Origin of the sequence: Streptomyces niger (assembly GCF_000718305.1) — a bacterium.
In the GTDB taxonomy this organism is placed as follows: Bacteria; Actinomycetota; Actinomycetes; order Streptomycetales; family Streptomycetaceae; genus Streptomyces; species Streptomyces niger.
In genome coordinates this window covers 98,788-112,608 of the sequence record NZ_JOFQ01000020.1, presented here as the reverse complement: position 1 = coordinate 112,608, position 13,821 = coordinate 98,788, and the positions used below count along the sequence as shown (strand labels likewise).

Here is a 13,821-nt window from a genome sequence, read left to right as displayed (position 1 = left end):
GCGCCCCGACGGCACCCTCGAACACCTCGGCCGCGCCGACGACCAGGTCAAAATCCGCGGCTTCCGCATCGAACTCGGCGAGATCGAAACCACCCTCCTGCGCCATCCGGACGTCCGGGAAACGGTCGTCACCGTCCACGAGTCCCCCGACGGGCACCGCCGACTGATCGCGTACGTCGTCACCGGCACCGCGCTGCCCACCACCGAGCTGCGGGCGCACCTGGGCGCCACGCTCCAGGTCCTCGGCGCCGAGAAGGTCGGCATCCACGACAACTTCTTCGAGCTCGGCGGCGACTCCATCCTCTCCATCCAGGTCATCTCGCACGCCCGGCAAGAGGGTCTGCGGCTGACCTCGAAGCTGATGTTCCTGCACCAGACGGTGGCCGAACTGGCCGACGTGCTCGAGTGTGCCGACACCGCCACGGTCGCCGGTGACGAGCCGGCCGAGGTGTCCGGGCCGGTCGAACTCACCCCCGTACAGCGGTGGTTCTTCGAGGGACACACTGCGCACCCAGACCGGTACGCGATGTCCGTGCACGTCGCCCTGGCACCGGGCACCGACCCCGCCGTGCTGGAGCGCGCCCTGCTCGCGTGCGTCGACCACCATGACGCGCTGCGCATGCGGTTCGCGGCGGACGGTGCGGGCGGCTGGCGCCAGGAGTACGGCGCACGCCCCGGCGAACTGCTCCTTGTGCGGGACGTGCCCGCTGGGCCCGGCCAGGACCGGGCGCTGCACGACGCGGCGTCGGAGGCCCAGCGGGCGCTGAGCCTGCGCGACGGCACCCTGGTGAAGGGGGTCTTCCTGCGCATGCCTGACGCGGCGGCCCCGCCGCGGCTGTTCCTGGCGGTGCACCACCTGGTGATGGACGGCGTGTCGTGGCGCATCCTCCTGGAGGACCTGGCCACCGCGTACGCCCAGCTCACCGCGGGGCGGCAGGTTTCCTTGGGCGCGAAGTCCAGCAGCTACCAGCAGTGGGCGCGGCGGCTCGCCGAGCACGTCCGCTCGGGCGGATTCGACCACGAGACCGGCTACTGGCGGAAGGTCTCGTCCGGCACCGTGGACATCCCGTGCGACGGCCCGGCCACGAGCACGTACGGCGAGCTCGCGGTCGAGTCCGTCACCCTCGGCAGGGCGGAGACCAAGGCGCTGCTGCAGCGGGTGCCCGCCGTGTTCCGCACGCAGATCAACGACGTCCTGCTCGCCGCGCTCGGCCGCGTCCTGCACGACTGGGCGGGCGCCCCGGTCACCGTCGCCCTCGAAGGCCACGGCCGCGAGGAGCTCTTCGACGACATCGACCTGTCCCGCACCGTCGGCTGGTTCACCACCATCCACCCCGTACGGCTCGACGTGCCCGAGGGCGACTGGGGCCCGGCGCTGAAGGCCGTCAAGAAGGCACTGCGCAAGCTGCCCGGACGCGGTCTCGGTTACGGCGCCCTGCGCTACCTGTCCGAGCCGGGCAGCCCGGCGCACACCGCCCTCGCGGCGGCCCCGCGCCCGCGGATCAGCTTCAACTACCTGGGGCAGTGGGGCGGTTCCGCCGACCACGACGGACTGCTCCGGGACCGGCTGGCCGGCCTCGGGGCCGACCAGGCGCCGGACGAGGTGCGCCCGCACCTGCTCGACGTCGTGGCCGCCGTCAGCGACGGCGAGCTGCGCATCGACTGGCTGCACTCCTCCGCCGCCCACACCCCCACCACCGTCCGCCGGCTCGCGGACGACTTCGCCACCGCGCTGCGGCAGATCGTCGCCGCGGCCGGTAACTGAACGGACCTATCGGAAGGCTGTTGTTGTGGCTCGCTATGTACTGAGTGACGACGAGAAGAACATACTGGCCGGCATCGCCGACGAGTTCCTGGCGTCCCACCCGGTCTGGGACCCGCTGGAGTACGCCGACGACATCCGCGTCGAGGCGGAGCGGATGCCGGAAGGCGTACGCCGCTTCCTGGTGGCGTCGCGCGGGGCGGAGGACGCCGTCATCGTGGTGGCGAACCTGCCCGTCGCGGCGGACCTGGTACCGACCCCGCCGAGCTGGCAGGTCGCGGAGAAGGAGGGCGCCGCGATCCGCGAGGAGCTGGTGCTGCTGCTGATCGGCTCCGTTCTCGGCGACGCGTTCGGCTGGGCCAACCAGCAGAACGGCCGGCTCGTGCACGACGTCTGCCCGTCCAAGGGCCAGGAGAACTCCCTGACCAGCGCGAGCAGTCAGCAGCAGCTCACGCTGCACACGGAGGACGTGTTCCACGCCTGCCGGGGCGACTACGTGGCGCTGATGTGCCTCCGCAACCCCGACGCGGTGGGGACGACCGTGGCGCTGCTGGACTCCGTGGAGTTCGACGAGCCGGTGCGGCAGGTGCTGCACGAGGACCGCTTCCGGTTCTTCCCGGACGACTCGCACAACGTGGTGCCGCAGCACAGCGCGGAGAACCCCTCGGCCCTGGAAGAGCGCCCGCACGAGGTGGCCTCCGTGCTCTTCGGCCCACAGGAGGCGCCCTACCTGCGGATCGACGCCGACTTCACCAGCGCCGTGCCCGGTGACGCCACGGCCGAACGGGCTCTGAACGAGGCGGCCGAGGCGCTGGCCGCCGCGGCGGAGCGGCTGGTCCTCAGCCCCGGTGAGGCTGCGTTCATCGACAACTACCGGGTCATCCACGGCCGGGACACCTTCACGCCGCGCTACGACGGGACGGACCGCTGGCTCAAGCGCACCAGCCTGGTGCGCGACCTGCGACGCACCTACGTGCGGACCGAGTCGCGTTCGCGGCTGCTCGGCTGATGCGGCACCGTACCCGGAAGAGCGGCGGTGCGCGCGGCTTCACGCTGCTGTGGGTGAGCTCGGCGCTGGGCGAGGCGTCCTACAGCACGTCGCTGATCGTGCTGCCGCTCCTGGTCCTCGCCCTCACGGGTTCGCCCTCGCAGGCGGGCGTCATCGGCTTCGTCGACGCGACGGCGCTGCTCCTGGCGGGGCTGCCCGCCGGCGCCGTCGCCGACCGGTACGACCGCCGGAGCGTGCTGCTGTGGTGCCAGGGCACGCTGGTCGCCGTGTTCGGCGCCTTCGCCGCGCTGCTGTGGGCCGGCGCCGTCTCCCTGCCCGCGCTCGTGGGGCTGGCCCTCGTCAACGGGGCGGCGACCGCCTTGATGACGGCGGCGGGCGAAGCGATGATCCCCAGCCTGGTGGCGGAGGAACGGCTCTCCGACGCGGTGGCGATGAACGCGGCGCGTACGTACGCGGGGCAGCTCGCCGGCACCTCTGCCGGCGGGTTCCTGCTGGCGGTGAAGAACGCCTTCCCGTTCGTCGTGGGGTGCCTCGCGCACCTCACCGGGCTGGTGCTGCTGCTGTTCCTGAAGCGCCGGCCGCCGACCGGCCCCACCGCGGACCGGCCGGCGGCCGGCGGGCGGGGGCTGCTGGAGGGGATCCGCTGGATCCTGCGCCATCCGTTCCTGCGCGTGGGGCTGGTCTGTGCGACGGCGACGAACTTCTTCTTCGGCGTCATCTACTTCATCGTCATCGCCTCCGCGCAGACCAGCGGCATGCATACCGGGCTCATCGGAGCCATGGCCGGGCTGCTGGGCGTCGGCGGCCTGCTGGGCGCCCTGGCCGCGCCGCTGCTGCAACGCGTCCTCACCGGCGCCTGGCCCATCCACGTCGTGCTGTGGGCCTTCGTCGTGCTGACCGCCGGCATCGCGGTGCTGCCCGGCGGCTGGACACCGGGGGTGCTGCTGGGCGCCGTCGCCTTCGCGGCGCCGACGGCGAACGCCTACTTCACCACGCACCAGCTGCGGCTCACCCCGGACAGCCACCGGGGGCGGGTGATGAGCGTCGCGGCCGTCGCGAGCGGCGGCGGGGGCGCGGTCGCCCCGCTGGCGGGCGGCGTCGTGCTGGACCTGGCGGGCCGGTTCGCCGGGCTGCTGGGCTGTACGGCCGTGATGGCGGTCGTCGCGCTGCTGACCCTGCTCAGCCCCGCCCTGCGTGACGTACCGCAGCCCAGACAGCCGGAAGCGCCGACGGCGGCCGAACCGGCTCCCGAGCCCGACCGGGCCCCGGCATGACGGCCGGCCCGCAGACCCCTGCCGCACACCCCTCACAGACAGGCAAGAACAGTTCACCATGACAATCGATCTGGCCAACCCCGACCTTTACACCACCGACGCCCGCTTCGGGATGTGGGACGAGTACATCCGGTCGGACGCGAAGGTATGGAGTGAGCCGGGATTCTCTCCGTCCGGCTTCTGGTCGGTCTTCTCCCACCGCGACGTATCCGCCGTCCTTTCCCCCAAGGCTCCCTTCACCTCCGAGTACGGCATGATGATCGGTTTTGACGCCGAACACCCCGACAACTCCGGCGGCCGGATGCTGGTGGTGAGCGAAGGGAACTGGCATTCCGTCCTCAAGCGCCTCATCGGCCCCTTCCTCTCCCGGCTGCGCGCCCCCGAACTCCGATCGGTGCTGCAGCGCGAGGTGCAGGAGATCGTCGAGCGGCTGCGCACGGAGGATTCCACGGACATCGCGCTCAGCGTCGGCCCGCGGCTGCCCGCCGCGATCGTCTGCGAGGTCATCGGTGTCCCCCTCAGCGAGCGGGAACAGCTCATCGAACTGACCAACCACGCCTTCGGCGGCGAGGAAAGCAGCTTCGACAAGATGACGCCCGCCGAGGCACACACGGAAATCCTCTTCTATTTCCACGAACTGATCGAGCGCCGGCAGCGGGAACCCGGGCCGGACCTGGTGAGCGCGCTGCTCGCGGACGGCCGGCTGACCACCGAGGACGTGCTGATCAACTGCGACAACGTGCTGATCGGCGGCAACGAGACCACCCGGCACTCGATCACCGGCGCCTTCCACGCCCTGCACGCGTTCCCCGGTGCCCTGGACGCCCTGCACGCCGACCCGGACCTCATGGACCGGGCCGTGGAGGAAGTGGTCCGGTGGACCTCTCCGGCGGCGCACGTGCTGCGCGTGGCGACCGAGGACTGCGAGATCGGCGGCCAGGAGATCCACAAGGGTCAGCCGGTGGTGGCCTGGCTGTCCGCCGCGAACCGCGACGAACGGCTCTTCCCCGACCCGCACCGCTTCGTGCCCGACCGCGCCGCCAACCGGCACCTGGGCTTCGGCAACGGTCCGCACCACTGCCTCGGCGCCGCCCTCGCCCGGCTCGAACTGCGGGAACTGCTGCGTCAGCTGACGGCGGAGGTGCGGGCGGTGAACCTGCGTGGAGAGGCGACGTGGATGCGGTCGAATCTCGTGCAGGGCTACAGTCGCCTGGAAGTCTCCCTGTATTGGCGCTGAGTACCTCCGCGCCGTCCCATATGATCTTGCAAAAACACGGGGGAGCTTGTCATGCAGGAACTGTTTCTTCGAGTCGAAGACCTGGCCCGAATACGCATCATCGCCTCTTTGGGCATGGCGTTCGAGAGCCATCTGGCCTGGGGGCGGCTGGCGGAACAGAAACGCGACGCCCTCTTCGAATGGCGCCGGGCGGCCCGTAGCCGATTGCGCAGGCTGTCCGCCGCGCACCCGGCGACGGAGCCCTCCCAATCCCTTGTGGAGACGCTCACCTCACCGCTTCCGCCGGATACGGACACGTTCCACACCGTGGCCGTCGAGCCTTTCTGGGGCGGCATTCACCGGTTGCTGAAAGCGGAGCGCGACACATGCGGCCGGACGGTACTGACCGGCGGCATGGAACAGGTGCTGAACAGCAGGCATCCGGACGTCCGCTGGGAAGCCCCGGTGCTCCGCATCGACAATCCGCAGCCGGCCCGGCGCATCCCCCTGGCCGGCCGGGGCATGACGCTCGTGCCCTCCCTGTTCGCACCGCACCCGATCCTGATCGACGACCGCATGGGGTGGCACGGGCTGCCGATCCTCGTCTACAACGTCACCCCGGACGCGGAATCCGCCGCCACGCTGTGGCAGGGCCACGAAGGCGGGTCGGCCCTGCACGCCCTGCTGGGCCGCACGCGGGCCGATGTGCTGGCCGCCCTGCGGGAGACCCGCTCGACGGGGCAGGTCGCCGACCGCCTCGACATATCCAGCCCGTCCGCCAGCAAGCACCTCACCGTGCTGCGCCGGGCGGGATTCGTGATCACGGAACGTCGGCAGAACCTGACGGTCCACCGCCTCACCCCGTTGGGCGAGGCCATCCTCGGCTGAAGAAACGGACCCCGCATGCACTCGTCCTGGCTCACCCGCCACACCTCCCCCGGCCGGCCCCACCGCCGCCTGATCTGCTTCCCCCACGCCGGCGGCGCCGCGAGCTTCTACCGCGGCTGGCAGCGGTACGCAGGCCCGGAGTCGGAGCTCCTGGCCGTCCAGTACCCGGGCCGCGAGAACCGGCTGCGCGAGCCGCTGGTCCCGGCGATGGAACAGCTGGTGGCGGCCCTGACCGCCGAACTGTCGGCGCTGCCGCCGCTGCCCACGGTGCTCTTCGGCCACAGCATGGGCGCGGCCGTCGCCTATGAGACCCTCCTCCGCCTCGAACGGGCGGGTACGACCCACATCACCCGCCTGTGCGTCTCCGGCCGAGCCCCCGACGACGCCTCCCGCACCACCGTGCGGACCGACGACGAGGTGGTCGAGGCGGTCACCTCGCTGGGCGGCACCAACGCCGCCGTCTTCGAGGACCCGGATCTGCGCGACCTCTTCCTGCCCATCATCCGCAACGACTACCGTCTGATCGACACGTACCGCAGGGACCCGGACGCACCGCTGCTGCGCGCCGACGTCCACGCCCTCACGGGCTCGTGCGACCCCCGGGTCACCCCGGAGCAGGCGCTGGGATGGCGCGCCACGACGGCGGGCTCCTTCGCCCTGTCGGTCTTCGAGGGCGACCACTTCTACCTGGTGCCCGCCGCCGAGCAAGTGGCCCGTACGGTCATGGCGCCGGCGACGTCCCTGCCGGTTCGGACGTCCCTTCCGGTTTAGCGGCATGATCCCGGTCGGGGGAGGTGCCGGGCGACTCGGGGGCGCGCCGGATGTCGCGCGGCGGGCCGGGCGCGCAGGCTTGAGTCATGACTCGCACCCGTCTCGTACTCATGGCACTCGTGCTCTGCGGGAGCATCCTGGGCGCCGCCGCGCTCCCACCGTCCGAGGAGCGGGCCCTCCAGGCCATGGAGCGCAGCGCCTACCCACTGCGCACGTCCGAGCCGCAGGGCGATCTGCGTGACCTGCGGCCCTTCGGGCGCATGGTGGGCGACGCGAAGGTGGTCGGGCTGGGCGAGGCGACGCACAGCTCCCACGAGTTCTTCACCATGAAGCACCGCGTGCTGCGCTACCTGGTGGAGCAGAAGGGGTTCCGCGCCTTCGCGCTGGAGACGAGCTGGAGCACCGGCCGGCGGCTGGACACGTACGTGCGGACGGGCGAGGGCGACCCGCGGCGCATCATGCAGGACGAGTTCCAGGACACCTACGCGTGGTGGAACACGAAGGAGTACCTCGCCCTCGTCAAGTGGATGCGCGCGTACAACGTCCAGCACCCGGACGACCCCGTGCGCTTCCTGGGCGACGACTTCGCGTACGCCGGCCCGGAACTGTACGACGCGGTGCTCCGGTACGTGGCCCGGCACCGGCCCGCCCTCCTGCCGCGGATGACCGCGCTGTACCGGGGGCTGCGCCCCACCACCACCGCCGGCACGTACATGAAGGACTACCTGAACCGCCCGCTGGCCGAGCGCCGGGCCATGGCGTCGCGGACCGCCTCGGCCCTGACCCTCCTCGCCGCGCAGCCGGTGCCGGAAGGCGCGACGGAGAACTCCCGCGCCTGGGCCGTGCAGAACGCCCGGGCCATCGCGCAGACCGCCCGGGGCTACGCCTTCGACTTCGACGACAAGGACGACCTGAGGGCGTCCATGGGCTACCGCGACCGGCTCATGGCGGACAACGTCGCCTGGTGGCAGGCCCGGACGGGCCAGAAGGTGCTGCTGTCGGCGCACAACGCCCACGTCTCGTACCGCACCTCCGACCCCCGCTACCCGCGCATGCAAGGCGCGGATCTGCGGGAGCTCCTGGGCGATGACTACGTGAGCGTCGGCGCGTCCTTCGGTGACGGTTCCTTCAACGCGGCCGGCCCCGACGGCAAGACCCGCGTCTACACCCTCGGCGGGCCTGCGAAGGACAGCACCGAGCACTTCCTCGACCGCGTGCGCCGCACCGACTACCTCGTCGACCTGCGTACCGTCTCCGATTCTGCCCGCGACTGGCTGCGCACGCCCCGTCCGACGCGCAGTATCGGCACGGACTACCCCGAGCCCGCCCACCGCATCGCCCCGGCCCGGTCCCACGACATCGTCTTCCACCTCCACCACCTGACCCCGGCCCACCTCCTGGTCACTCCCCGGTGACCCACCCGCGGATCGAGGTTCGGTGCCGGCTCCCGTGGACGGGGCCGGCACCGGCCTGTGGCCGCCCGGTCCCATCGGGACGGGGCCGACCGGTATCTCCGCCCGTCACGCCGCCCGCGCCACAGGTTTTCCCACTCCCGCACGAATGGTCCGGCATGCCGTCGCGACCGGTGTGGCGGGCGTCAGCAACACGGTGGAGCACCGCGGCGGCGAGCCGGTAATTCCTCTCGGCAGGGGTCTTGACCGATGGTTCCGCGGCGACGTAGCGTCAAGTGCACCGACTCGTGAGCTGCTGAAAGGAGGCGAAGTCGGATGTCCACCATCTTCGACCTGCATCGCCTCGCTCACCGGGCCGCCTGGGTCCCGGGTCGGGTAGCACACGGCTGCTGAGCAGCCTCTTTCCGGCGTGCCCTCTCGCGGCCCCGGCATTTTTTCTGTCACCGCCCGCGGCACGTCATTGCGCACCGATATTCGCTGCGCAATTCCGAGCTGTGCCGATTCACGCTGCGGTTTCTGAGCTGCGCCTTCGAAAAAGAAAGCTCCTGAAATGGCAACTAGGACAACCATCACCGCGCGCCGAAATGAGGATGTGCCATGGTAACGGCGCGGATCACGGTCAATGGGAAAGAAACACCGATCTCGCCGGCTGCGCCCCACACCACGGTGCTGGATTTCCTGCGCGAGCGCGGCCTCACCGGCACCAAGGAGGGCTGTGCCGAGGGCGAGTGCGGCGCCTGTTCGGTCCTGGTGGCCCGCCCCGGAGTGAACAAGCCGACCGACTGGGTGGCGGTCAACGCCTGCCTCGTCCCGGCCGCGGCGCTCGACGGCCAGGAGGTCATCACCTCCGAAGGCCTCGCCACCGCCGGCGAACCCGGCACACCGCCCACGCTTCACCCGGTGCAGGAGGAGATGGCGGTCCGCGGCGGTTCCCAGTGCGGTTACTGCACGCCGGGCTTCATCTGCAGCATGGCCGCCGAGTACTACCGGCCCGACCGGTGCGCGCACGCGGACTCGGGCGCGGCGTCGGCCCCGTCCGACAGCACCGACTCCGAGCACGGGCCGAACGGTTTCGACCTGCACTCGCTGAGCGGAAACCTGTGCCGCTGCACCGGTTACCGCCCGATCCGCGATGCCGCGTTCGCCGTGGGGGAGCCCACCGAGGACGACCCGCTGGCACAGCGGCGCGAGCAGTCCCCGCCCGCCCCGGTCGCCACCGAGTACGCCCAGGACGACAAGGTGTTCGTGCGGAAGAACACCCTGGGCGAGACGCTGCAACTGCTGCGCGAGCGGCCCGACGCGGTCGTGGTCGCCGGCTCCACCGACTTCGGTGTGGAGGTGAACATCCGCTCCCGGCGGGAGGACTGCGTGGTCGGCATCGACCGGCTGCCCGAGCTGCGGGAGCTGCGCATCGAGTCCGACCACATCGAGATCGGTGCGGCGCTGACGCTCACCGAGATCGAGCGCCGGCTGGACGGCCGGGTCCCGCTGCTGGCGGAGCTGTTCCCGCAGTTCGCGTCCCGGCTCATCCGGAACGGTGCGACCCTCGGCGGCAACCTGGGTACCGGCTCCCCCATCGGTGACAGCCCGCCGGTGCTGCTCGCGCTGGAGGCGTCGCTGGTGCTCGCCGACGCCGACGGTGAGCGGGTGGTCCCGCTGGCCGACTACTTCACCGGTTACCGCCAGAGCGTGCGCCGGCCCGGTGAACTGATCCGTGCGGTACGCATCCCGCTGCCGCTGTCGCCGGTCACGGCCTTCCACAAGATCGCCAAGCGGCGCTTCGACGACATCTCCAGCGTGGCGGTCGCCTTCGCGCTCGACATCGAGGACGGCGTCGTACGCAAGGCCCGCATCGGCCTGGGCGGCGTGGCCGCCACCCCGATCCGCGCCCTCGCCGCCGAGACGGCCCTGGAGGGCAAGCCGTGGGTGCCGGCGACCGTCGAGGCCGCGGCGCAGGTGCTGCGGGCCCAGGGCACGCCGATGAACGACCACCGGGCCAGCGCCGACTACCGCGCCGCGATGCTCGGCCAGAGCCTGCTGAAGCTGTACGCACGAACCCCTGAGGCGGTGTCGTCATGAGCCAGTTGTCCGAGCGTCCCGAGAAGCCCGTCGTCGGCCTCCCGATGCCGCACGAGAGCGCGAGCCTGCACGTCACCGGCGCGGCGCTCTACACCGACGACCTGGTGCAGCGCACCAAGGACGTGCTGCACGCGTACCCGGTCCAGGTCATGAAGGCCCACGGCAGGATCACCGCGCTGCGCACCGAGCCCGCGCTCGCCGTACCGGGTGTGGTCCGCGTGCTGACCGGCGCCGACGTGCCCGGCGTCAACGATGCCGGCATGAAGCACGACGAGCCGCTCTTCCCCGACGAGGTCATGTTCCACGGCCATGCGGTCGCCTGGGTGCTCGGTGAGACCCTGGAGGCGGCCCGGCTCGGTGCGGCGGCCGTCGAGGTGGAGCTCGACGAGCAGCCCTCCCTGATCACGCTCCAGGACGCGATCGCGGCCGGCAGCTACCACGGCGCGCAGCCCGTGATGGAGACCGGTGACATCGACGCGGGCTTCGCGGACTCCGCGCACGTGTTCACCGGCGAGTTCCAGTTCGCCGGCCAGGAGCACTTCTACCTGGAGACGCACGCGGCGCTCGCCCAGGTCGACGAGAACGGGCAGGTGTTCATCCAGAGCAGCACCCAGCACCCCTCGGAGACCCAGGAAATCGTCTCGCACGTGCTCGGCGTCCCCAGCCACGAGGTGACGGTGCAGTGCCTGCGGATGGGCGGCGGCTTCGGCGGCAAGGAGATGCAGCCGCACGGCTTCGCGGCCGTCGCCGCGCTCGGCGCCAAGCTGACCGGCCGCCCCGTCCGGTTCCGGCTCAACCGGACCCAGGACCTGACCATGTCCGGCAAGCGGCACGGGTTCCACTCCACGTGGAAGATCGGCTTCGACGCCGAGGGCCGTATCCAGGCCCTCGACGCCACCTTGACCGCGGACGGCGGCTGGAGCCTGGACCTGTCCGAGCCGGTCCTCGCCCGCGCGCTGTGCCACATCGACAACACGTACTGGATCCCCAACGCGCGCGTCGCCGGTCGCATCGCCAAGACCCACACGGTCTCCAACACCGCCTTCCGCGGGTTCGGCGGACCGCAGGGCATGCTGGTGATCGAGGACATCCTGGGCCGCTGCGCGCCGCGGCTCGGCCTGGACCCCATGGAGCTGCGGGAGCGCAACTTCTACCGGCCGGGTCAGGGCCAGACCACGCCGTACGGACAGCCGGTCACGCAGGCCGAGCGGATCTCCACCGTCTGGCAGCAGGTCCAGGACGACGCCGGCATCGCCGATCGCAAGCGTCAGATCGCCGCCTTCAACGCCGCGCACCCGCACACCAAGCGGGCCCTCGCGATCACCGGCATCAAGTTCGGCATCTCCTTCAACCTCACCGCCTTCAACCAGGGCGGCGCGCTGGTGCTGATCTACAAGGACGGCTCGGTCCTGATCAACCACGGCGGCACCGAGATGGGCCAGGGCCTGCACACCAAGATGCTGCAGGTGGCCGCCACCACGCTGGGCATCCCGCTGCACAAGGTCCGGCTCGCCCCGACGCGTACCGACAAGGTGCCCAACACCTCCGCCACCGCGGCCAGTTCGGGCGCCGACCTGAACGGTGGGGCGATCAAGAACGCCTGCGAGCAGTTGCGCGAGCGGCTGCTCCAGGTGGCCTCCACCCAGCTGGGCGCGAACGCCTCGGACGTACGCATCGTCGAGGGCGTCGCACGCGCCCTGGGCAGCGACCAGGAGCTGGCCTGGGACGACCTGGTGCGCACCGCGTACTTCCAGCGCGTCCAGCTGTCGGCGGCCGGGTACTACCGGACCGAGGGGCTGCACTGGGACGCGAAGACGTTCCGCGGCTCGCCGTTCAAGTACTTCGCCCACGGCGCCGCCGCGACCGAGGTGGAGGTGGACGGCTTCACCGGCGCGTACCGCATCCGGCGGGTGGACATCGTGCACGACGTCGGCGACAGCCTCTCCCCGATGATCGACATCGGTCAGGTCGAGGGCGGCTTCGTGCAGGGCGCGGGCTGGCTGACGCTGGAGGATCTGCGCTGGGACACCGGTGACGGGCCGAACCGCGGCCGGCTGCTGACCCAGGCGGCCAGTACGTACAAGCTGCCGAGCTTCTCGGAGATGCCCGAGGAGTTCAACGTCACGCTCCTGGAGAACGCCACCGAGGACGGCGCGGTCTACGGGTCCAAGGCGGTGGGTGAGCCCCCGCTGATGCTGGCGTTCTCGGTGCGCGAAGCGCTGCGGCAGGCCGCCGCGGCGTTCGGGCCCGCCGGAGTCAGCGTGGAGCTCGCCTCCCCGGCCACCCCGGAGGCGGTGTACTGGGCCGTCGAAGCAGCCCGCGGCGGCAACACGGGGAGCAGCGACAGCGCATCCCCCACCGCTGCGCACGTCTTGAGCAATGCCTGACATGACCTGGGTGTCCGCGGCCGCGCGGTTGCGAGCCCGCCGGGAGACCGGCGTGCTCGTGACCGTCGCGACCGTGCGCGGCCACGCGCCCCGCAAGGCCGGCGCCAAACTCGTCGTGGGACGGAACGAGACGTGGGGCTCGATCGGCGGCGGCAACATCGAGGCCGTCGCGATCGACCGCGCCCGCGAGCTGATCGGTTCGGCCGCCCCGGAGACGGAGCTGCTGGACTTCGCCCTCAACGACAAGGTCACCGGCCTGCACGGGGTGCAGTGCTGCGGCGGAACCGTCAGCGTGCTGCTCGAACCGCTGCCGGTGGTACCGGCGGTGGCGATCTTCGGGGTCGGGCACGTCGGCTACGAGCTGGCCCGCATCCTGGCCCGCCACGACCTCGATCTGCATCTGATCGACTCACGACCCGACATGCTCGCCGACGAACGGCTGGAGGTGCTCGCGGACGCGGTGGCGCAGGTCCACGTGCACCACACGCCGCTGCTTCCGGAAGCGGTGCTGGAGGAGCTGGCGGCCGGCACCCACGTCCTGATCATGACGCATGATCACGCGGAGGACGCCGCCCTGTGCGACGCCGCCCTGCGCACCCCCGGCCTCGGCTCGATCGGGCTGATCGGCTCGGCCGCCAAGTGGGCGCGGTTCCGCAAGCGCCTGTCCACCGAGGGCGGCCACGACGACGCCACCATCGAGCGGATCAAGTGCCCGATCGGGTTGCCCGGGATCACCGGCAAGGAACCGGCCACGATCGCGGTGGGCGTCGCGGCGGACCTGCTCCAGACCTTCGCACAGCAGGACCGCCACTGAAGCGGTGCCGGACGCGGTACAACGCCTTCCGCCCGCCCGGTACCGCCCGAGGACACACCGACAACGACGGCCATCGCGCCCTCCCCGGCCGTCACCTGCACGGGGAGCCCGCGATGGCCGTTCCGCGTTCTCTCTCTTCCCGCCGCGCGCGACCACGGACTTTTCGCACATCGTGGCCCTCGACCGGGTCCCGTAGGAAGCTACGAACA

General features: G+C 71.3%; 10 protein-coding genes. All 10 read left to right on the top strand.

Going from position 1 to position 13,821, the window contains the following annotated elements:
- A partial coding sequence (locus tag IF20_RS30190) for a condensation domain-containing protein (RefSeq protein WP_234426869.1) occupies positions 1–1,765 on the top strand: 1,765 nt, incomplete at its 5' end.
- Between the two features lie 25 nt (positions 1,766–1,790).
- Positions 1,791–2,771, top strand: coding sequence for a TauD/TfdA family dioxygenase (locus IF20_RS30185; RefSeq protein ID WP_234426868.1), 981 nt, complete (start codon positions 1,791–1,793; stop codon positions 2,769–2,771).
- Positions 2,771–4,045: an MFS transporter gene (locus tag IF20_RS30180; RefSeq protein WP_110944671.1), complete on the top strand. Its 1,275-nt coding sequence runs from the start codon at positions 2,771–2,773 to the stop codon at positions 4,043–4,045. The genes IF20_RS30185 and IF20_RS30180 overlap by 1 nt, the downstream gene beginning before the upstream one ends.
- Before the next feature lie 58 nt (positions 4,046–4,103).
- The gene (locus tag IF20_RS30175) at positions 4,104–5,282 is read left to right on the top strand and encodes a cytochrome P450 (protein WP_052868547.1); all 1,179 of its coding nucleotides are present in this window, start codon (positions 4,104–4,106) and stop codon (positions 5,280–5,282) included.
- Between the two features lie 51 nt (positions 5,283–5,333).
- The gene (locus tag IF20_RS30170) at positions 5,334–6,149 is read left to right on the top strand and encodes a winged helix-turn-helix domain-containing protein (RefSeq protein WP_052868546.1); all 816 of its coding nucleotides are present in this window, start codon (positions 5,334–5,336) and stop codon (positions 6,147–6,149) included.
- 15 nt (positions 6,150–6,164) lie between these two features.
- Complete coding sequence (locus tag IF20_RS30165; RefSeq protein WP_052868545.1) at positions 6,165–6,920, top strand: thioesterase II family protein; 756 nt, start codon at positions 6,165–6,167, stop codon at positions 6,918–6,920.
- A gap of 86 nt (positions 6,921–7,006) precedes the next feature.
- A complete protein-coding gene (locus IF20_RS30160) occupies positions 7,007–8,335 on the top strand; it encodes an erythromycin esterase family protein (protein ID WP_052868544.1) in 1,329 nt (442 codons plus the stop codon).
- Positions 8,336–8,929: 594 nt separating this feature from the next.
- Positions 8,930–10,411, top strand: a complete 1,482-nt coding sequence (locus IF20_RS30155) for a xanthine dehydrogenase small subunit (protein ID WP_052868543.1) — start codon at positions 8,930–8,932, stop codon at positions 10,409–10,411.
- Positions 10,408–12,798: a xanthine dehydrogenase molybdopterin binding subunit gene (gene xdhB, locus IF20_RS30150; protein ID WP_052868542.1), complete on the top strand. Its 2,391-nt coding sequence runs from the start codon at positions 10,408–10,410 to the stop codon at positions 12,796–12,798. The genes IF20_RS30155 and xdhB overlap by 4 nt, the downstream gene beginning before the upstream one ends.
- Before the next feature lies 1 nt (position 12,799).
- On the top strand, positions 12,800–13,612 hold the full coding sequence (gene xdhC, locus IF20_RS30145) for a xanthine dehydrogenase accessory protein XdhC (protein ID WP_199896792.1): 813 nt from the start codon (positions 12,800–12,802) through the stop codon (positions 13,610–13,612).
- Positions 13,613–13,821: the final 209 nt, after the last annotated feature.